Source organism: Mesorhizobium sp. CA10, from assembly GCF_020165285.1.
Taxonomy (GTDB): Bacteria; Pseudomonadota; Alphaproteobacteria; order Rhizobiales; family Rhizobiaceae; genus Mesorhizobium.
Window position 1 is genome coordinate 167,763 of the sequence record NZ_JAIUHV010000001.1, and the last position, 18,180, is coordinate 185,942.

Consider the following 18,180-nt stretch of genomic DNA (forward strand, 5'->3'; position numbering starts at 1 on the left):
GATTGTCGGGGATTACCGCGCGGCGATCGCGCCGAAGACGATGCCGGAGAGGATGCTGACCAGCAAATAGTCGTTGCCGACGCGGATCCATTCTTGGCCGGGACCAGGGCGGCGCAGGCCGTAGCGGTTCCAGTCGCGGACTGGCTGGTGACGCTTCCAGTCGGAATATCTCTGGCCGTTGCGCCAATGGCTGCGCCTTACCACCTTGTTCTTGACGATGACCCGCTTGTCGACATGCCTGCCGGGCTTCTGCCAGTCGACCTGGGTGTAGCTCGACTGCGGCGTGCTCGGCTGGGCGAGCGGCGCGGCCTGGCCGGAGACGGCCGAGGCGGCCAGCAACGAGGCGGTGACGGCGCAAAGTATGAGACGCTTCATGGTCGGTATTCCTTGTTGTCGATAGGCAGAGGAATAGCCGCCAATGGATGAACCGAAACTGAATGCCAGAATTACAATTCTGCAATGTTTTCCAAGACTTGCACCGGCCGCTTGAACAACGCTTCGGATCATGCGGCCGAGCGTCGGGCGGTATGAGGCGAAGCGCTGCCGCTAGGCGCATGCAACCAATGCTTCCTGCAGTCATTTCCGACATGCGCCGTCGAGCCGAGACGATCATCGCATCAGAAAAATCTATTATTCGGCTAATTTTAACTGGTATATTTCGACTCGTTGAAATGACTAAGATTCGTACCCCTCTCCGCGCCCCTGATGCTAGCTCGCGAGTTTGGCTGTGAGCGGCTCTGTCGTCCTCCTGCACCTTGCCGGCGCCGTGGCGCTGATGCTGTTCGCCACCCGCATGGTGAAGACGGGCGTCGAGCGCGCCTATGGCGACGTGCTGCGCCACCGGCTGCGTGCCACCATGCGCAATCCGGTCATGGCGGTGCTGGCCGGCTGCGGGCTGGCGATCGCGCTGCAGAGCTCGACCGCGGTGACGCTGCTGGTCGGCTCCTTCGCCGGCGCCGGCATCGTTTCGGGCGCCGCCGGGCAATTGGCAGTGCGCGGCGCCGAGATCGGTTCGGCGCTGGTGGCCAAGCTGCTCACCTTCGATCTGACGCTTCTGGTGCCGCTCTGCCTGATCGCCGGCACGGTCATGTTCATGGCCACCGAGCGGCGCGATTGGCGGCAGATAGGCCGCATCCTGATTGGCGTCGGCCTGCTGATCCTGTCGCTGGAGATGATCGGTCAGGCGTCGGAACCGCTGCGCAACAGCCAGTTGATGCCGCTGATCGTCAACTATTTCTCCGGCGACTATGTCACCGCTTACCTGCTCGCCGCGCTGGTTACCTGGCTGTTCCATTCCTCGATCGCCGCCGTGCTGCTCCTGGTGACGCTGGCCGGGCGCGGCTTTATCCCTCCCGAGCTCGGCATCGTGCTGGTGCTCGGCGTCAATCTCGGCTCCTCGATCATCGCGCCCCTGCTTACCCGCAATGCCGATCCGGGCGTCCGCGTCGTGCCGATCGGGAACCTTTTGATGCGCGGCATGGGCTCGCTGGTGATGCTGATCCTGTTCATGACGCTGAAGCCGCCTATCGGCTTCCTCGGCGCCACCGTTCCGGACCAGATCGTCAACGCCCACATCCTGTTCAATGTGATCATCCTGCTCGCCGGACTGCCACTCGCGGGCCTCGTCTACCGCGTCTCGGAGAAGATCGTTGCGCTCGGAGCCGTGCCGGAGCCGACCGCCACGCTGGATGTCGTCGAACTGTCGGCGCTCAATGAAAGCGCGTTGGACACGCCGAGCCAGGCGCTGGCCAATGCGACGCGCGAGGTGGTGCGGGTCTGCGAGACGGTCGAGATCATGCTGAAGCGCATCATCGAGCTTTATGAGAACGCCGACACCGACAAGATCAAGGCGCTGGCCGCGCTCGACGACCGCGTCGACAGGAAGCACGCGGCGATAAAACTCTATCTCGCCAAGATCACCAGGAACCCGCTGACCGAGGATGAGGCATTGCGGTGCCAGGAGCTGATCGGCGCCTGCGTCAAGCTGGAGCAGGTCGGCGACATCATCGTGCGCAACATGCTGGTGCATGTCAGGAAGAAGCTGGAGCGCGGCCTGGAATTCACACCGGAAGGCTGGCAGGAGCTCTGCGCCTTCCATTCCTCGGTGCTCGCCAATGCGCGGCTTGCCTTCAACGTGCTGGTCTCGCGCGATCCGGAAACCGCGCGCCAGCTGGTGCTGGAAAAGGATCTCTTGCGCGAACGCGAGAAGGAAACCAGCGCCAGCCATTTTCAGCGCCTGCGCGAAGGCACCGCCAAGAGCGTCGAGACGAGCTCGATCCACCTCGACACCATCCGCGACTTGAAGCAGATCAACTCGCTGCTCGCCTCGATCGCCTATCCGGTGCTTGAGGAGCGCGGCCTGCTCGGCGGTTCGCGGCTGAAGGCCAGCTGAGGCGATCGGGACCTGCCAAAAAATTAGTCTTTGCTCATCCTCGCTTCCGTCGGCTAAGGAACGCCAGTGGACCTGTTGGGAGGACGATCCGTCGATGGACACGCATTCGCGCAGCTTCGCCAAGGCGCTTTCATGGCGCGCCACCGGCACGATCGACACGATGATCATCTCCCTGGTGGTCACCGGCAGCATCAAGCTCGCCGCCACGATCGGGCTCACCGAGGTCGTCACCAAGTCGCTGCTTTACTACCTGCACGAACGGGCCTGGCTGAAGATCCCTTACGGGCGCAAAACGGCAGCGTAGCAGCAAGCGACAGGCCGGCTTTGATGCGTCCCGTCAAGAAAAGCTAAAGCGCCATCACCAATTTCTGCATTGCCGCGCCCGCGCAGGCATGGTTTGAGACGTGCATTCCTCGCCTATGTTTTGAACCATGCTGCCGCTGATTGCCCTTTTCCTTGCCGCCTTCGCCTTCGGCACCACCGAATTCGTCATCGCCGGCGTGCTGCCGGAGGTGGCGCAGGGCCTCGGCGTTTCGGTGCCGACCGCCGGCTATCTCGTCTCCGGTTATGCCTGCGGCATTGCCATCGGCGGCCCGCTGCTGGCTTTGGCCACCGGCAAGGTTTCGCGCAAGACGCTGCTGATTGGGCTCACGATCGCTTTCACCCTTGGCCAGGCGGCTTGCGCGCTCGCGCCCGATTTCACCTCGATGCTTCTGCTGCGTGTCGCGACTGCCGTGGCGCATGGCTGTTATTTCGGTGTCGCCATGGTGGTTGCGGTCAGCCTGGTGCGCGAGGACCAGCGCGGCCGGGCAGTCGCGGTCATTCTCTCGGGGCTGACGGTTTCCAATATCATTGGCGTGCCCGCCGGCACCGCGATCGGCAGCCTGTGGGGCTGGCGCGCGACCTTCTGGGTGATGGGCGCGCTGGGCCTCGTCGCGATCCTCGCCATGCTGGCGCTGCTGCCGCGCACGGCGGGCGCCGCCAACCGGCCAGCAGGGCTGGCGCGCGAAGTTCGCGTGCTCGGCCGCCAGCAGGTCTGGACCTCGCTGATCCTGATGCTGATGCTGATGATCGGCCAGTTTGCGCTGTTCACCTACATCACGCCGATGCTGCTCGAGGTCACGGGCCTCGACGAGGGCCTGATCCCCTTTGTGCTTTTGCTCAACGGCGTCGGCGCCACGATCGGCGTCCTGGTCGGCGGCAAGCTCGCCGACTGGAAGCTGATGCCGTCGCTGATCGTCATGCTTGCCCTGCAGGCGGTGACGCTTGGCGTCATCTATCTCGTCAGCCCCTATCCGTTGCCGATGGTCGCGGCAATCGTCATCTGGGGCGGTCTCAACTTCGCCATCGGCGCGCCGATCCAGACGCGCATCCTCGCCTGGACGGCCGATGCCTCCAACCTCGCCTCCTCGCTGATCCCGTCCGGCTTCAATGTCGGCATCGCGCTGGCTGCCTCGCTGGGCGCGGCGATGCTCAATGCCGGCCTGGGCTATCGCAGCCTGCCGCTGGCCGGCGTGCTCGCCATGCTGGTGGCGGTCGTGGTGGCTTTTGCCTCGCAGACCTGGGAATGGCGCAGCCGCGCGACGCCGCCGCTGCCGGCGGCCGCGGAATAATTTAATGCATGTCGCCCAGAAGTGTGCAGCGGTTCTGGGACAACGACATGCATCAGAACAAAGATTTAAAGCGCGTCGCCTGAATCCGTTTTAGCGCGACGCGCTTTAAAGATCGATCCGGAACCTCAGGCTCTCTGCGCCGCCATAGGCTGCAAGTTTGGCAAACCGCCCGACCAGCCTGCCGCCATTGGCAAGCACCACTTTGTGCGAGGCAGGATTGTCGAGATCACTGGTGATCTCGACTTGGTCGAGCCCGACCGCTCTCGCCTCGTCCAGCATCAGCCGCAGCGCTTCGGTGGCGTAGCCGCGGTTGCGCTTCCACGGCACCACCGCATAGCCGATATGGCCAAGCACATGCGAGGGCAGCTCCGACGTGCCCTTCTGCCAGCGAAAGCCGATCGAGCCGGCGGCCTCGCCATCCCAGATCCAGCGCCGGAATCCAGGCAGCCGCGGGACCTCGGTGCCGTCGGGCAAAGCGATGGGCGGCCCTTTCGCTTCGGGGTCGTCAAGGCCGGCGAGAAATTCAACGGGATCTTTCTCGATCGCCTCGAGTTGCTCGCGCGTCGCCTCGAGGAGCCGCACATTGTCGGGCGACCAGCCGCGCTCGAGCGCCGCCTTGTAGGACGGCAAATGTTCAAGCGCGGGTTTGACGATTTCGATCATGCTTGGCTTCCCTGTCGAGACCGGCCTAGAAGCGACACGGATCGCTCTCAAGTCGCCTGAAACCGGATTTCGCCCTTGTTCAGGAAACAGGCTTTGTCGAACAGCGACAGGTCGAGCGGGTTCGGCAGCCGGATATCGCCGATATCCGGGAACGCTTTCCGGGCGCAATCATATGACCTGTCGACCTGCGAGATGAAGATGAGCACCAGTCCGCGTTCCCGGGCAAACGACTTCAAGGCGCGGATCTGAACCATGAGTTCCGGATTCTCCCGCCTCTGGTCGAGCAGTTGCAGATAGTCGATGACCGCCAGCGTGCCGCGCGGCGCCGCCCGCAACGCCTCGATGATGTAGGCGGCGCTGATGGCGTCGGAATTGTCGAACTCGAACAGGCGGTTGAAATCGGCCGGGTCGACGCCGATGTCACGGAACCGATCGAGGATATCGGCATGCATGTATTCCAGGGTGAAGAATACGGCGCGACTGCCTTGCTTCATGGCTGCCACGGCAAGTTCGAGGCTCATCAGCGTCTTGCCCTGCCCCGGCCGCGCCGCCACGAGGACCATGTCGCCGGGGATCAGCCGCGCCAACAGGGCGCCGGCTGGCGCAGCCTCGGCGGCCTTGGCCGCAAGCAGGCTCCAACTGCCGAAGCCTTGCTTGGCGGCAACGCGGTCGAGCGCCTGGTGGAGGGGCACATTTTCGCTGCGGGACAGAAGCCGCGCCTGGCGCTTCAGATGATAGACGGGTGCGGAAAACCGCATCGAAAAACCTCCTGCCGCGAGCAGTCTTGACAACCCCTCCTTATGTCTGGCGCTCGAACAGTTGGTTCGGTGATAAACTGCCCTGCATGAACGATGCTTCCCGACGGAGGGAGGAGGCGTGGGCGCGCCGGAATCAGATCATAGCTCAATCGAAGGGGGCCGAAAATCCGACCTCCCAAAAGGCGTCGCTAAACTAGAAGTGTTTCGCCGATGCGTGCGAGACCTTCTATAATCGTCCATGCTGATTCACGAGTACGAGACATTTCGACGGGAGGGCAAGAGGGTGCGGTTGAGATCTGTTCCGCGGGGCGCGGTCATCTTCTGCCTTGTCGCGATCCTGGCCGCCCTGACGGCATCGGTCAGCTCATTCGCGGCCTTGCGGCCGTCGACCGTTCCCGACTGGCTGCAGCGCCATGTCGGCGACGGCGAAGGCCAGATCTCGCAGGTCGTGCTGGAGCGGGCGCGCGCGCTCTACCAGAAGAAGGTCAGCGAAGGTTCGGTTAGCAACCCTTGCTACTTCGCCATGGATGCCACGCGTCCCGCGGATTTGGGCAACAGCGTGCCTGGCCAGCGCTACTACATCATTTGTGAAAGCAAGCAGCTCTTCCGCGCGGTTTCCTCGGGCCATGGCGGCGGACGCAACCTGAAAGGCGTTGCCGATTTCTCCAACGGCAGGCGCTGCGCCAAGAATTTCGGCAACGCCATGGACTCGGCGCTGACGGCCGGCGGCGCCTATATGACGGCCGAGACCAAGACGTCCTTCAAGGGCTACTATCGTGTCGGCGTGCAGAACGCGGTGTTCATGCGCAGCTTCATCCAGTTCGACGGCGAAGGCGAGGCGGCGAACGCCAGGCAGCGCGTGATCGGCGGCCATCCGGCCGCGATCTTGAAGGGCCTGTGCATGCGCAAGAGCCCGCAAAGCTCCTACGCCGACCATGACGGCCTCGTTCCGTTCGGCAAGCTGGTGAACTATGCCGGCGGCCGCAGCAATGGCTGCACCAGCTGGTCGCCCGCCGACGCCGAGCAGATCATCCCCCTCGTGAAGAACAACCCGACGACGCTCTACATCTATCCGGAATCACGCGACATCGCCGCTGTCGCCCGGGCCAAGGCTGCCGGCCAGGCGCTCTCAAGCGCGGGCACCTATTGGAACGCCTCCTGCCTGAAGGAGATCGGCACTCCCAAATTCTGGCCGAAGAAGATGCTGGAGCCGATCATCGCCCACTACAAGAAGGATCATCCGGCGCCACCGCCGCAGCCGGTGCCGATCTGCAAGGACTGACACCGTCGTCTATTGCAGCAACCCCTTGATGATGGCGCTCGCCTTGGCGAAGTCCATCTGGCCGGCATATTTCTGCTTCAGCGCGCCGATCACCTTGCCCATGTCCTTCTGGCTGGCCGCGCCCGTCGCCGCGATCGCCTCGCGCGCCGCAGCCTGGATCGCCGCGTCGTCGAGCTGCGTCGGCAGGAACTCGCGGATGATCGCCATCTCGCCGCGCTCCTGCGCCGCCAGCTCCGGCCGCTTGCCATCCTCGAAGGCCTTGGCGGATTCCTCGCGCTGCTTCACCATCTTGGCGAGGATCTGAAGGATCTCCTCCTCGCTCGCCGGCGGCTTTCCGGCGCCGCGATTCGCGATGTCGCGGTCGTGGATGGCGGCCTGGATCAGCCGCAGTGTCGGCAGGCGGTGCTTGTCCTGCGCCTTCATCGCGCTCTTCATGGATTCGGCGATTTTCTCGCGCATCGTGCTTCTCCTTCGAATGCGGCGGACAATAGCTTTGCCGAACGGCCAACGCAAATCCCGCCAAGCCGCTGATATTGCTGAATGAAAGCAAATCGGCCGTGGTCTGGGGGCGCCGCATTGACCGCTCCGGCGCGTTCGCCTATGTACTCGGTCCTGCATGAGACAATGAGTTGACGCGTGGGAGCCGGGCAATCCAGCTTCGCGCCTTGCTGCGCAAATGGTCCTCCGGACCGACTGCCGCGCCTGACAGGAGTGCCGCCATGGCCACGACCACCGCCCCGTGGGCAACCGAAAAGCCGACCGCCCTTCTGGTGCTCGCCGACGGCACGGTGATCGAAGGCCGCGGCCTTGGCGCCACGGGATCGGCGGTTGCGGAAGTGTGCTTCAACACCGCGCTGACCGGTTATGAAGAAATCCTCACCGATCCGTCTTACGCCGGCCAGATCGTCACCTTCACCTTCCCGCATATCGGCAATGTCGGCACCAATGACGAGGACATCGAGGATTTGCATCCGGCCGCCCGCGCCGGCGCTGTCGGCGCCATCTTCAAGGCCAACGTCACCGACCCGTCCAACTATCGCGCCGCCGGCCATCTCGACCAGTGGCTGAAGCGGCGCGGCATCGTCGCGCTGTCCGGCATCGACACCCGCGCGCTGACTGTGCTGATCCGCGAGAAGGGCATGCCCAATGCCGTCATCGCGCATGCGCCCGACGGCGTCTTCGACATCGAGGACCTGAAGCGGCAGGCCGCGGCCTGGTCGGGTCTGATCGGCCTCGATCTCGCCAAGGAGGTCACGTCGGGCCAGTCTTCGGTCTGGCGCGAGACGCCCTGGATCTGGAACGAAGGCTATGGCGAGCGGAGCGAGCCTTCCATGCACGTCGTCGCCGTCGACTATGGCGTCAAGCGCAACATCCTACGCCTGCTTGCGGGCCTCGGCGCCAAGGTCACCGTCGTGCCGGCCAAGACCGGTGCCGAGGAGATCATGGCCATGCAGCCGGACGGCATCTTCCTTTCGAACGGGCCCGGCGATCCGGAAGCGACCGGCGAATATGCCGTGCCGGTGATCCAGGATCTCTTGAAGACCGACATCCCGGTGTTCGGCATCTGCCTCGGCCATCAGATGCTGGCGCTGGCGCTCGGCGGCAGGACCGAGAAGATGCACCAGGGCCATCACGGCGCCAACCATCCGGTCAAGGACCACACCACCGGGAAGGTCGAGATCGTCTCGATGAACCACGGTTTCGCCGTCGACGCGGACTCTCTGCCCGAAGGCGTCGAGGAAACCCATGTCTCGCTCTTCGACGGCTCGAATTGCGGCATCGCCCTGACCGGCCGTCCAGTGTTCTCGGTTCAGCATCATCCCGAGGCCTCGCCCGGCCCGCAGGATTCGCATTACCTGTTCCGGCGCTTCGTCAATCTGATTCGCGAACGCCGCGGCGAGAAAGCGCTGGCCGAACGTTGACACCTTCCGAATGCCCCGCAAATCATCAAAACCTCAACCGGCGAGGGTTTCCTGTCGGACCTCGAATCCAATCGCCGTAAGCCGTCTGAGCAGACCAGCGCAATGCTGGCGAAGGCGCTCGACATCCCCGGAGCATGGATCGAACGCTAGTCGTCCTCAGGCGGTGTCCGTCACTGGCTCCTGCGTGTGCATGCGCTCGACTTCCTTCGGCGTCGGCTTGGCAACTTTCGTCACGAAGACGATCACCGCCAGTGTCAGGAAAATTGCGCCGAGCACATAGGGAGCGCCGCCGAACACGACCGGCGCCGCCGGGCCTGTGAACCAGGAAAATATCGCGGTATAGAGCAGCGGCGTGATGATCGAGGTGATCGAGAAGATAGAGGTCATCGCGCCCTGCAATTCGCCCTGCGCCGAGGGCGGCACCTTGGCGGCGGCGAGGCTTCTGAGCGGCGGATCGGCCAGCGCCTCCAGGCAGCCGGCCACGATGACCGCATAGATCATCCAGCCTTGCGTCGAAAACGCATAGCCGAACGCGCTGAGCGCGGTGAAGGTCAGGCCGATCGCCGCCGTCCTCCACTCGCCGAGCTTGGGAATGATCCGCGGCAGCACCGTCGCCATGATGATCGCCCCGCACAGGCCGAAGGCGCCGAGCGAGAAGCCGATCTGCTGCTGGTTCCAGCCATAGCGGTAGTTGGAGACGAACGCCCAGACCGCCGGATACATCATATGGCCGAGCGTCATCAGGAAGAACACCAGCCCGATCCAGCCGATGCCCGGATAATTGCGCATCTGCATGAGCGTGCCGACCGGATTGGCGCGCTTCCACTCGAAACGGCGACGATGCTTTTCGTCCAGCGTCTCGGGCAGCAGGAACATCGCGATCAGGAAATTCACGAAGGCAAGTGCCGCAGCGAAATAGAACGGCACGCGCGGCCCGAACGTGCCGAGCAGACCGCCCAGCACCGGGCCGATGACGAAGCCAACGCCGAAGGCGATGCCGAGCAGGCCGAAATTCTTCGCCCGGTTCTCGTCGTTCGAGATGTCGGCGATGAAGGCGGATGTCGTCGAATAGCTGGCGCCGGAAATACCGGCGAGCACGCGGCCGATGAACAGCATCGGATAGGACCAGGCGATGGCGCAGATCAGGTTGTCGATGGAAAAGGTCAGCACCGAGGCAAGCAGGATCGGCCGACGGCCGAAGCGGTCGCTCAAGCCGCCCATGATCGGCGCGAAGACGAACTGCATCGCCGCATAGACGAAGAACAGCCAGCCGCCCTCGATCGCGGCCTGGCTGACTGTGACGCCGCTCAGTTCCTCCAGATAGGCCGGCAGCACCGGCATGATGATGCCGAAGCCGATGACGTCGAGCAGCAGCGTGGTGAAAACGAGCGCAAGGCCCCGCCTGGCGGTTTTGGGGTCGATCATGATGATAATCTCCTCAGGCCGCCCGGGGGCAAAGGCGGGAGGCATCTTATAGGCGACGTCGCCTACAGGAACAATACGCGAACGAAGGCAATTGCCTCATCCTGACATCACTTGCCAGCCGCGTTGATCGCCGATCCTCGCCGGCAAAGAAGCGGCAGGGCCGCGTCAGATCGGACCGCCCATCGTGTTGCAGTCGGACAGCTTTCCGCTCTTTATGCCGCGCGCCAGCCACGTCTGCCGCTGCTGCGAGGTGCCGTGGTTGAAGCTTTCCGGCACGACGTAGCCCTGCATCCTCTTCTGCAGCGTGTCGTCGCCGATCTGCTTGGCGGCGTTCAGCGCGCTTTCGACATCACCCTGCTCCAATATGCCTTTTTGCGCCGTGTAATGTGCCCAGACACCAGCGAAGCAATCGGCCTGAAGCTCGATGCGCACCGACAGCTGGTTGGCGTCGGCCTCGCTCATGCCTTGCCGCATCTGGTTGAACTTGCCCATGATACCGGTGAGGTTCTGCACATGGTGGCCGACCTCATGCGCCACCACATAGGCACGGGCGAATTCGCCGGACGCGCCGAACTGCTGGTCGAGCTGCTGGAAGAAGGTCATGTCGAGATAGACCTTGCGATCGCCTGGGCAGTAGAACGGCCCGGCCGCCGCCGAGGCGAAACCACAGGCCGAACGGACCTGGCCACTGAACAGCACCAGCTTGGGATCCTGGTAGGTCAGCCCTTCGGACTTGAAAATGCCGGTCCAGGTGTCCTCGGTATCGGCAAGCACGGTTGCGACGAACTGCTTCATCTCGTCATTGGCGGGCGCGCCGCCATTTTGCGAACCGGTGTCTTCGGTGATCTGGCCGCCACCATCGCCCAGGATCTGCGATGGATCGAAGCCGAAATACCATCCTGCGAGCACGACAAGGATAACCAGGATGATGCTGCCGCCGCCACCGGTACGGCCGCCGATGGGGATGCGGAACTGGCCGCCGCCGCCCAATCCGCCGCCAGGCCCGCCGCCGCTGTCGCTGCGTTCGTCTTCGATGTTGTCGCTCTGACGACGGCCTCTCCAAAGCATGGCAACTCCTCGCGACACGAACGTCCTGGAGGGACCGGCATGCCACCGCCCCCCTGCAGACAATTATCGCAACGAATACGTCAAGTCAGTATTTTTCGCGAGGTCGGAACCGACACTTTGCGCCCTGCAGGGCTATTCTCGTATCGAGCCCGAGCTCAACGAGCGGAGGTCATCGCCCGGCGGAAAGCTTCCAGCGTTTCGGCGCTGACATGGTGCTCGATGCCCTCGGCGTCGATGCGCGCCGTCTCGGCGCTGACGCCGAGAGAGCGCAGGAAGGCCTCGACCGTCTGGTGGCGGATGCGGCTTTCCTCGGCGACCTTGCGGCCGGCCTCGGTCAGGAACACGCCCCGATAGGGCTTTCGCGACACCAGCCCGTCGGCGCACAGCCTGGTCAGCATCTTTGCCACCGTCGGCTGCGCGACGCCGAGCCTTGCCGCGATATCCACCTGCCGCGCTTCATTGCCGTCCTCGATCAGGTCGGCGATCAGCTCGACATAGTCCTCGACCAGCGCGCTACGGCGCGCCTCGCGCGTCTGCCGAAAACCCTCCGAATGGATTTCGGCATCGGGAAGCGGCTCTTCGCGTCGAACCGGTTTGTTCCTCAGCGCCAATCCGCGCTCCTCCTTGAATCGGGGACCGCATCCATAACACGAACCCCAGATGGTCCGGCCGTTTATTTGCATTCCCGCTCATGCGCAACCGGCGTTTGCGGCAGCCTGCCGCCAGCCTTGTCTCGGCTCATCACGAAAGCATGATCAATGAAATATAGCATATTGCATAATGTTGAGCCATGGCGTAGATAAGAGGCACGTTCGAAAATTCCAGCGGAAATTCCATGTCCGATGCCGATGCAGCAACCGTAGCCCGACCCGCATGGCGATTCGACAGGCCCGACGACGAGCAGCCGAGCCTGCGCGAGGTGAACGCCTCGATCGCGGTGCCGCGGACCGGCGTTTGGTTCCGCCGCCTGTTCGCCTTCATGGGGCCGGGCTACATGGTCTCGGTCGGCTACATGGACCCAGGCAACTGGGCGACCGACCTCGCCGGTGGTGCCCAGTTCGGCTATACGCTGCTTTTCATCATCATGCTGTCGAACCTGATGGCGATCCTGCTGCAGGCGCTTGCCGCGCGTCTCGGCATCGCCACCGGCCGCGACCTCGCCCAGGCCTGCCGCGCCTATTATCCGCGCCGGGTCAATCTGCTGCTCTGGATCGCCTGCGAGCTGGCCATCATCGCCTGCGACCTCGCCGAGGTGATCGGCACGGCGATCGCGCTGCAGCTTCTGTTCGGCATCCCGCTGATCGGCGGCGCCATGCTGACCGCGCTCGATGCTTTCCTTGTGCTGCTGCTGATGAACAAGGGCTTCCGCTATCTCGAGGCTTTCGTCGTCGCGCTGCTGATCATCATCTTCGGCTGCTTTGCCATCCAGATCTTCGTCGCCGCGCCGCCGGCCGGCACGATCCTGCATTCGATGTTCGTGCCATCGCCGGAGATCGTCACCAATCCGGCGATGCTCTACATCGCCATCGGCATCATCGGCGCGACAGTCATGCCGCATAATCTCTATCTGCATTCCTCGATCGTGCAGACCCGCGCCTATGAGCGCACCGATGCCGGCAAGCGCGACGCCATCAAATGGGCGACGACGGATTCGACCATCGCGCTGATCCTGGCGCTGTTCGTCAATGCGTCGATCCTGATCGTCGCGGCGGTCGCCTTCCACGATACCGGCCATCACCACGTCGCCGAGATCGGCCAGGCCTTCGAGCTGCTGTCGCCGCTGCTCGGCCTGGGCATCGCCTCGATCCTGTTCGCCGTCGCGCTGCTTGCCTCCGGCCTCAACTCGACCGTCACCGCGACGCTCGCCGGCCAGATCGTGATGGAAGGCTTCCTGCGCCTGCGCATCCCGCAATGGGCGCGGCGCCTGGTGACGCGCGGCATTGCCATCGTCCCCGTGGTGGTCGTCACAGCACTCTATGGCGAGAAGGGAACGGCCGAGTTGCTCGTGTTCAGCCAGGTGATCCTGTCGATGCAGCTGCCTTTCGCGGTGGTGCCGCTGGTGCAGTTCGTGTCGGACAAGAAGAAGATGGGCAATTTTGCCATACCGCGCGGCGTTGCGGCGTTGGCCTGGGTGGTTGCCGCCGTGATCCTCGTTCTCAACTTCAAGCTCCTCTACGACACCTTCGCCGGCTGACCGCGACATTGGCGCCGGCCGCGCTATCTTCGCGCCATGGCCAAACCGGACGAAGCCCGCAGATTCTACGCCAGGCTGATGGCTGCGCACGCCCGGTCGGCCGATCCACGCATCGAGGAGGCGTTCGCCGCGGTGCCGCGCGAGGCCTTCCTGGGTCCGGGGCCATGGACCGTCTTTGCCGGCGAAGGCCGGTTCCAGACGCCGAGCGCCGATCCTGGTTACATCTACCAGAATGTCCTCGTCGTGCTCGATGCCGACAAGGGCATCAACAATGGCGAGCCGATGCTGCACGCGATGTGGCTCGGCAAGGTCGAGCCGAAGCCGGGCGAGCACGTTACCCATATCGGCGCCGGCACAGGCTATTACACGGCGCTGCTGGCGAGGCTGGTCGAGCCGGGGGGCGGCGTCACCGCCTTCGAGATCGAGACCGATCTTGCGGCGCGCGCCAAGGCGAACCTCGCCCGGTACCGCAACATCGAGGTGATCCATGGCGACGCCGTCGCCAACCCTTTGCCGCCCTCCGACATCGTCTATGTCAATGCCGGCGTCGTCGCGCCCCCCGCCGCGTGGCTGAAAGCGCTGAAGCCCGGCGGCCGCATGATCTTTCCGTGGCGTCCCTCCGAAACCGTCGGCCTCGCGGTGGTCGTAATGCGCCTGGAAAACGGCTTTGCCTGTCGGCCCTTCATGGGCTCCTGGTTCATCCCTTGCGTCGGCGCCTCCACTGCCGAGCCGGGCGCGAAAATACCGACACGTGAGCGCGCCGCGCGCACGCGCTCGATCTGGCTGAGCGAAGATAAGGCGCCGGACCGGACGGCAACCGCCGTCTTCGGAGAGGTCTGGTTCTCTTCACGCGCCATTCGCGTCGACGACACGCGCTAGAAATTCGCGGGGCTGTGTCGGAGATCAGCCTTGCCGTTCGTCCTTGGAGCAATTCCAGGAAAAGTGCGAAGCGGTTTTCCGTCAGGAATGCGTCGAATGCTTTAGGCAGAAATCCGGCCGCGACGGCGCGGATCGTGAAAGGGAGAAGACAGATGCGCAAGATCATCGCCGCCACATTCGTTAGCATCGACGGCGTCATGCAGGCGCCGGGCGGGCCGGAAGAGGATCCGGTCGGCGGCTTCAAATTCGGCGGCTGGACCTTCCATTATTTTGACGAGGTGGCAGGCGCGGCCATGGAGGAAATGTTCTCCAAGCCGTTCGACTTGCTGCTCGGCCGCAGAACCTACGATATCTTCGCCGCGTACTGGCCGTATCAGAACGATCCGATCGCGGCTGTCTTCAACCCCGCGGTCAAATATGTGGCGACGCACCGGCCGGATACGCTGACCTGGCAGAACACGCAGTCGCTCGGACCGGATGTCGTTGCAAGGCTCAAGGAGCTCAAGCAGGAAGATGGACCCGACCTGCTCATCCAGGGATCGGGCAATCTGATCCAGACCCTGCTCGCCAACGGGCTGATCGACGAGATCCGGCTGATGACCTTCCCGCTGCTGCTGGGCAAGGGCAAGCGGCTGTTCGGCGACGACGCGATGCCGGCGGCCTTCAAGCTCGTCAAATCGCAGGCTTCCACCACCGGCGTCATCATGGCGAGCTATGAGCGCGGAGGCGAGATCCGTACGGGCTCGTTTGCCCAACAGGAGCCTTCCGAAGCCGAACTCGAACGGCGCAGGAACTGGAAGTAGCACAAGGCTGTCGTGCGGCGGGCCAGACCTGCCGCGCATTGCCTCTCTTTCGAACGACGATTGAACGGTCAGGAGCCGCCGATGATGCCCACGATCACCGCCTTTGAACGATCGCCCGATGGCGGCAGGGGGCTCGCGCGCGACATGCACGTGCGCTGGGCGCTCGAGGAAGTCGGTCAGCCCTATGATATTCGCCTCGTTTCGTTCGATGCGATGAAGCAACCCGCGCACCTTGCGATCAATCCCTTCGGCAGTATCCCGACCTATGAAGAAGGCGATCTCACCCTGTTCGAGTCAGGCGCGATCGTCCTTCACATCGCGGTGCGTCACGCAGGCCTGTTGCCGGAGGACGCGAACGCACGGGCGCGCGCCGTCGCCTGGATGTTCGCAGCATTCAGCACCATCGAGCAGCCGATCCTGGACCGCGCGACGGCCGTGATTCTGGAGCGCGACGCACCGTGGCACGACCAGCGCCTGCCCTTGGTTGACGACCGCATCCGCAAGCGGCTGGCCGATCTTGCCCGCCATCTCGGCGATAGTGATTGGCTCGATGGCGCCTTCAGCGCCGGCGACCTTGTCATGGTGGGCGTGCTGCGCCGGCTGCAGAGATCGGGACTGCTGAACGAATTCCCGAACGTTGCCGCCTATGTCACCCGCGGCGAGGCGCGGCCGGCCTTCAAGCGCGCTTTCGACGCGCAATTGGCGGTCGCCATGGCGGCAGCGAAACGCTGACCGGCGGTGGCGTCACGCCGCCTGCCGATAGCGGGAAAGACCTTCGCGGATATGACTGGCAAAAGCCTTTGCAGCTGGCGCGGTGGCATGTTTCGGCAGATGCAGGTTGACGGAGAAATTCGGCAGCGCCGGAAGGCCGGCGTCTGACAATATGTCGAGATCGGCCGGAACCGTCGAAACAAGCCACGCGGTCACCGCGAGGTCCGAGCGCACCGTCGCTGTCGTGGCATCGATGTTGCCGTTCTCGAACACTGTGCGCCAGTCGAGCCCGTGTTCGCCAAGTGCGGCCAGCACCGCCGGTCGGAAGGCGCAGGTGTCGGCGACGATCGAAACCGGCAGCGGCCGCTTCAGGCGTGCCGTCCCGCCTCTGGCGCCGACCCAGACCAGCCGGTCGACGAGCAGGCATTCGCCAAGGGTCGGGCCGACACGCTCCTCGATGACGGCAAGGTCGATGGTGCCCACCGCCAGGGCCGCCGCGAGTTCCGGCGAGGACGCGCAGATCAGCGAGATCTCCACCTGCGGATAGGCTTCCGCAAAGGCCTTCAGCACGGGCGCGAGCAGCGTGCCGACGAGATCGTAAGGCACACCGAGCCGCACCTGCCCGGCCACCGCCCTGCCCCTGATCTCGGTGAGGATCTCGTCATTGAGCTGCAGCAGGCGCCTGGCCCTGTCGAGCAGCCGCTCGCCCACCCGCGTCAGCCTCAGGCCGCGGCGGTCGCGCTCGAACAGGCTCTGGCCGAGCGCCTCCTCCAGCCGCTTGATCTGCTGGCTGACGGCGCCTTGCGTCAGGTGAAGCGCATTGGCGGCCGCCGTCATGCTGGCCTTGTCGGCCGTCGTGACGAAGGTGCGGATAAGGGTCGTGTCGAGATCGCGGACCATGCCTGGCATTATAATCGCTAATGCAAACCATACCAAACATTGCATTTACTGATGCTGTCAAGCGCCTAAGCATGTCTGCTCCTCGATTAGGAGGCCCGCATGTCCGACACCATCATCCCGCTGGTCCTGTTCGCGCTGATCTCGACCTCGACGCCCGGCATCGCCACGACATTGTCGACCGCATCGGGCGCACAATTCGGCTTTCGCCGGTCGGTGCCGCTGATGGCCGGCAGCGCCGCGGGGCTGGCTACCGTGGCCGCCGCGGGCGCGGCAGGGCTGGCTGGACTTCTGGCCGCCATTCCATCCCTGCAGCTTGCCATGAAGATCGCAGGCTCGCTCTATCTGATCTGGCTTGCGATCAAGATCGGCCGCAGCGGCCCGCCCAACCTCGACATCAGCATGGCCAGGCCGAACAGCTTTTTCGGCGGCGCCGGCATCCAGTGGATGAATCCGAAAGGCTGGGCGATGGGGCTCGGCGCCGCCGCATCCTTCGCGGCACTGGCGGATGGTCCGTTGCAGCTTGCGCTGCTGCTGGGCGCCGTGTTCGGGCTGACCGCAGCCTTTTCGCTGTCGCTGTGGTGCGTGGCGGGAACCCTGCTTGCCCGCCTGCTCAAGACGGAGCGCCAGTGGCGCGCGCTCAATATCGTGCTCGGCCTGTTGCTGGCCACCTCGATCCTGCAGATGTGGCGGCCAGCTTGAGAGAAGTTAGACCGCGTAGCGCGCCGCCGGCTTGCCGGAGAACAGACTGCCGAAGAACTGGTCCCGGGCACCGAGATAGGTGGCCAGCCCAGCCGCGTCGGCAAGGCCAGGCGCGGTGACGGTCTCGCCTTGGGCGAACCCGGCAAGCGCGGCGTCGACCAGATCGTCGGCGCTCATGATCCAGTCCGGATTGAGCTTGTCGAGGCTGATTCCGGAGACGTCCCACAACTCGGTGCGGACCGGTCCGGGCACGACGGACTGGACTTTCACATTGGTGCCGGCGACTTCCTTCTGCAGCGCTTCCGTGAAGTTGGCGACATAGGCCTTGGTGCCGCTGTAGATGCCACCGACGGCGATGCCATAGGCAACGACCGAGGCGATGTTGATGATCCCGCCGCGATTGCGCGCAAGCAGGCCGGGCAGCACCGCGCGGGTCAGCCGGGTCAGCGCCACGACATTGACCTTGATCATGCGCTCGGCCGCGTCGGCGTCGGCGTCGGCGATCGTCTCCAGGCCACCCACGCCGGCATTGTTGACCAACAGCGTCACGCTGTCATCCGCCGCCACCGCCTGCTCGACGCGGCGCAAATCGGCATCGACCGCAAGGTCGGCGATGATCGTCTCGACCTTGCGGCCATAGGCATAGGCCAGCTTGTCCGCCAACTCCCGCAGCCGGTCGGCGCGCCGCGCCACCAGCACCAGATCGTATCCCTGCCCTGCCAGCCGGTCTGCATAGACCGCGCCTATGCCCGACGAGGCGCCGGTGATGACGGCCGTGCCCTTATTGTCCTTCGTGCTCATTGTCCTGTTCCTTTGTTCGCTTCGCTTGGCCCAGCGCCGACCATCCAATCATCTGCCGGGCTTCTGATCT

19 protein-coding genes are annotated in these 18,180 nt (G+C 64.2%); 10 read left to right on the forward strand and 9 right to left on the reverse strand.

Features of this window, described 5'->3' with window-relative positions; all coding sequences use genetic code 11:
- Window positions 1-12: 12 nt before the first annotated feature.
- Window positions 13-375, reverse strand: a complete 363-nt coding sequence (locus LB535_RS00735; protein WP_224630826.1) for an RcnB family protein — start codon at window positions 373-375, stop codon at window positions 13-15.
- A 352-nt stretch (window positions 376-727) separates the two neighbouring features.
- On the opposite strand from LB535_RS00735, the gene LB535_RS00740 reads away from it, so the two are divergent.
- From LB535_RS00740 to LB535_RS00750, 3 genes are all read left to right on the forward strand, one after another.
- A complete protein-coding gene (locus LB535_RS00740) occupies window positions 728-2,392 on the forward strand; it encodes a Na/Pi cotransporter family protein (protein ID WP_224630827.1) in 1,665 nt (554 codons plus the stop codon).
- Window positions 2,393-2,486: 94 nt separating this feature from the next.
- Window positions 2,487-2,696, forward strand: a complete 210-nt coding sequence (locus LB535_RS00745; RefSeq protein WP_095766624.1) for a DUF2061 domain-containing protein — start codon at window positions 2,487-2,489, stop codon at window positions 2,694-2,696.
- Between the two features lie 127 nt (window positions 2,697-2,823).
- The gene (locus LB535_RS00750) at window positions 2,824-4,005 is read left to right on the forward strand and encodes an MFS transporter (RefSeq protein WP_140838840.1); all 1,182 of its coding nucleotides are present in this window, start codon (window positions 2,824-2,826) and stop codon (window positions 4,003-4,005) included.
- Between the two features lie 105 nt (window positions 4,006-4,110).
- Here LB535_RS00750 and LB535_RS00755 read toward each other — a convergent pair whose 3' ends face one another.
- Both LB535_RS00755 and LB535_RS00760 read right to left on the reverse strand, forming a co-directional pair.
- Window positions 4,111-4,668 carry a GNAT family N-acetyltransferase gene (locus LB535_RS00755; RefSeq protein ID WP_224630828.1) on the reverse strand — a complete coding sequence of 186 codons (558 nt, stop codon included), beginning with the start codon at window positions 4,666-4,668 and terminating at the stop codon, window positions 4,111-4,113.
- A gap of 47 nt (window positions 4,669-4,715) precedes the next feature.
- Entirely contained in the window at window positions 4,716-5,426 is a 711-nt protein-coding gene (locus tag LB535_RS00760) for a DNA helicase (protein WP_224630829.1), read from the reverse strand.
- A gap of 283 nt (window positions 5,427-5,709) precedes the next feature.
- On the opposite strand from LB535_RS00760, the gene LB535_RS00765 reads away from it, so the two are divergent.
- Window positions 5,710-6,708 carry a murein L,D-transpeptidase catalytic domain family protein gene (locus LB535_RS00765; protein WP_224630830.1) on the forward strand — a complete coding sequence of 333 codons (999 nt, stop codon included), beginning with the start codon at window positions 5,710-5,712 and terminating at the stop codon, window positions 6,706-6,708.
- A 9-nt stretch (window positions 6,709-6,717) separates the two neighbouring features.
- Here LB535_RS00765 and LB535_RS00770 read toward each other — a convergent pair whose 3' ends face one another.
- A complete protein-coding gene (locus tag LB535_RS00770; protein WP_224606272.1) occupies window positions 6,718-7,167 on the reverse strand; it encodes a GatB/YqeY domain-containing protein in 450 nt (149 codons plus the stop codon).
- 260 nt (window positions 7,168-7,427) lie between these two features.
- Between LB535_RS00770 and carA the strand changes: the two genes are divergently transcribed.
- Window positions 7,428-8,630, forward strand: a complete 1,203-nt coding sequence (carA, locus tag LB535_RS00775) for a glutamine-hydrolyzing carbamoyl-phosphate synthase small subunit (RefSeq protein ID WP_224630831.1) — start codon at window positions 7,428-7,430, stop codon at window positions 8,628-8,630.
- Window positions 8,631-8,786: 156 nt separating this feature from the next.
- On the opposite strand, the gene LB535_RS00780 is transcribed toward carA, so the two are convergent.
- The 3 genes from LB535_RS00780 to mntR form a co-directional block, all read right to left on the reverse strand.
- Complete coding sequence (locus LB535_RS00780) at window positions 8,787-10,055, reverse strand: TCR/Tet family MFS transporter (protein WP_224630832.1); 1,269 nt, start codon at window positions 10,053-10,055, stop codon at window positions 8,787-8,789.
- Window positions 10,056-10,220: 165 nt separating this feature from the next.
- Window positions 10,221-11,123 (reverse strand): neutral zinc metallopeptidase, encoded by a 903-nt coding sequence (locus tag LB535_RS00785; protein WP_224630833.1) that lies wholly within the window; start codon window positions 11,121-11,123, stop codon window positions 10,221-10,223.
- A 155-nt stretch (window positions 11,124-11,278) separates the two neighbouring features.
- Window positions 11,279-11,734, reverse strand: a complete 456-nt coding sequence (gene mntR / locus LB535_RS00790) for a manganese-binding transcriptional regulator MntR (protein WP_140541448.1) — start codon at window positions 11,732-11,734, stop codon at window positions 11,279-11,281.
- A 224-nt stretch (window positions 11,735-11,958) separates the two neighbouring features.
- Between mntR and LB535_RS00795 the strand changes: the two genes are divergently transcribed.
- The 4 genes from LB535_RS00795 to LB535_RS00810 all read left to right on the forward strand — a co-directional run bounded on the left by LB535_RS00795 (window position 11,959) and on the right by LB535_RS00810 (window position 15,731).
- Entirely contained in the window at window positions 11,959-13,317 is a 1,359-nt protein-coding gene (locus LB535_RS00795; RefSeq protein WP_224630834.1) for an Nramp family divalent metal transporter, read from the forward strand.
- 78 nt (window positions 13,318-13,395) lie between these two features.
- Entirely contained in the window at window positions 13,396-14,196 is an 801-nt protein-coding gene (locus LB535_RS00800; RefSeq protein WP_411969512.1) for a protein-L-isoaspartate O-methyltransferase family protein, read from the forward strand.
- A 152-nt stretch (window positions 14,197-14,348) separates the two neighbouring features.
- Window positions 14,349-14,999, forward strand: coding sequence for a dihydrofolate reductase family protein (locus LB535_RS00805; protein WP_224630836.1), 651 nt, complete (start codon window positions 14,349-14,351; stop codon window positions 14,997-14,999).
- A gap of 81 nt (window positions 15,000-15,080) precedes the next feature.
- Window positions 15,081-15,731 carry a glutathione S-transferase family protein gene (locus tag LB535_RS00810; RefSeq protein ID WP_224630837.1) on the forward strand — a complete coding sequence of 217 codons (651 nt, stop codon included), beginning with the start codon at window positions 15,081-15,083 and terminating at the stop codon, window positions 15,729-15,731.
- A gap of 12 nt (window positions 15,732-15,743) precedes the next feature.
- Here the strand turns inward: LB535_RS00810 and LB535_RS00815 are convergent, their stop codons facing one another.
- Window positions 15,744-16,610, reverse strand: a complete 867-nt coding sequence (locus tag LB535_RS00815) for a LysR family transcriptional regulator (protein ID WP_224631174.1) — start codon at window positions 16,608-16,610, stop codon at window positions 15,744-15,746.
- Between the two features lie 99 nt (window positions 16,611-16,709).
- Between LB535_RS00815 and LB535_RS00820 the strand changes: the two genes are divergently transcribed.
- Entirely contained in the window at window positions 16,710-17,309 is a 600-nt protein-coding gene (locus tag LB535_RS00820) for a LysE family translocator (protein WP_224630838.1), read from the forward strand.
- Between the two features lie 6 nt (window positions 17,310-17,315).
- Here the strand turns inward: LB535_RS00820 and LB535_RS00825 are convergent, their stop codons facing one another.
- Window positions 17,316-18,110, reverse strand: a complete 795-nt coding sequence (locus tag LB535_RS00825) for an SDR family NAD(P)-dependent oxidoreductase (RefSeq protein ID WP_224630839.1) — start codon at window positions 18,108-18,110, stop codon at window positions 17,316-17,318.
- Window positions 18,111-18,180: the final 70 nt, after the last annotated feature.

What these genes read in the sequence shown, in the direction of transcription:
- LB535_RS00820 (WP_224630838.1), top strand. Translation starts at nt 16,710, where the DNA reads ATGTCCGACACCATCATCCCGCTGGTCCTGTTCGCGCTGATCTCGACC.
- LB535_RS00800 (WP_411969512.1), top strand. Translation starts at nt 13,396, where the DNA reads ATGGCTGCGCACGCCCGGTCGGCCGATCCACGCATCGAGGAGGCGTTC.
- LB535_RS00735 (WP_224630826.1), bottom strand. Translation starts at nt 375, where the DNA reads ATGAAGCGTCTCATACTTTGCGCCGTCACCGCCTCGTTGCTGGCCGCC.
- LB535_RS00785 (WP_224630833.1), bottom strand. Translation starts at nt 11,123, where the DNA reads ATGCTTTGGAGAGGCCGTCGTCAGAGCGACAACATCGAAGACGAACGC.
- LB535_RS00780 (WP_224630832.1), bottom strand. Translation starts at nt 10,055, where the DNA reads ATGATCGACCCCAAAACCGCCAGGCGGGGCCTTGCGCTCGTTTTCACC.
- LB535_RS00825 (WP_224630839.1), bottom strand. Translation starts at nt 18,110, where the DNA reads ATGAGCACGAAGGACAATAAGGGCACGGCCGTCATCACCGGCGCCTCG.
- LB535_RS00815 (WP_224631174.1), bottom strand. Translation starts at nt 16,610, where the DNA reads ATGGTCCGCGATCTCGACACGACCCTTATCCGCACCTTCGTCACGACG.
- carA (WP_224630831.1), top strand. Translation starts at nt 7,428, where the DNA reads ATGGCCACGACCACCGCCCCGTGGGCAACCGAAAAGCCGACCGCCCTT.
- LB535_RS00810 (WP_224630837.1), top strand. Translation starts at nt 15,081, where the DNA reads ATGATGCCCACGATCACCGCCTTTGAACGATCGCCCGATGGCGGCAGG.
- LB535_RS00745 (WP_095766624.1), top strand. Translation starts at nt 2,487, where the DNA reads ATGGACACGCATTCGCGCAGCTTCGCCAAGGCGCTTTCATGGCGCGCC.
- LB535_RS00795 (WP_224630834.1), top strand. Translation starts at nt 11,959, where the DNA reads ATGTCCGATGCCGATGCAGCAACCGTAGCCCGACCCGCATGGCGATTC.
- LB535_RS00760 (WP_224630829.1), bottom strand. Translation starts at nt 5,426, where the DNA reads ATGCGGTTTTCCGCACCCGTCTATCATCTGAAGCGCCAGGCGCGGCTT.
- LB535_RS00755 (WP_224630828.1), bottom strand. Translation starts at nt 4,668, where the DNA reads ATGATCGAAATCGTCAAACCCGCGCTTGAACATTTGCCGTCCTACAAG.
- LB535_RS00750 (WP_140838840.1), top strand. Translation starts at nt 2,824, where the DNA reads ATGCTGCCGCTGATTGCCCTTTTCCTTGCCGCCTTCGCCTTCGGCACC.
- LB535_RS00805 (WP_224630836.1), top strand. Translation starts at nt 14,349, where the DNA reads ATGCGCAAGATCATCGCCGCCACATTCGTTAGCATCGACGGCGTCATG.
- LB535_RS00770 (WP_224606272.1), bottom strand. Translation starts at nt 7,167, where the DNA reads ATGCGCGAGAAAATCGCCGAATCCATGAAGAGCGCGATGAAGGCGCAG.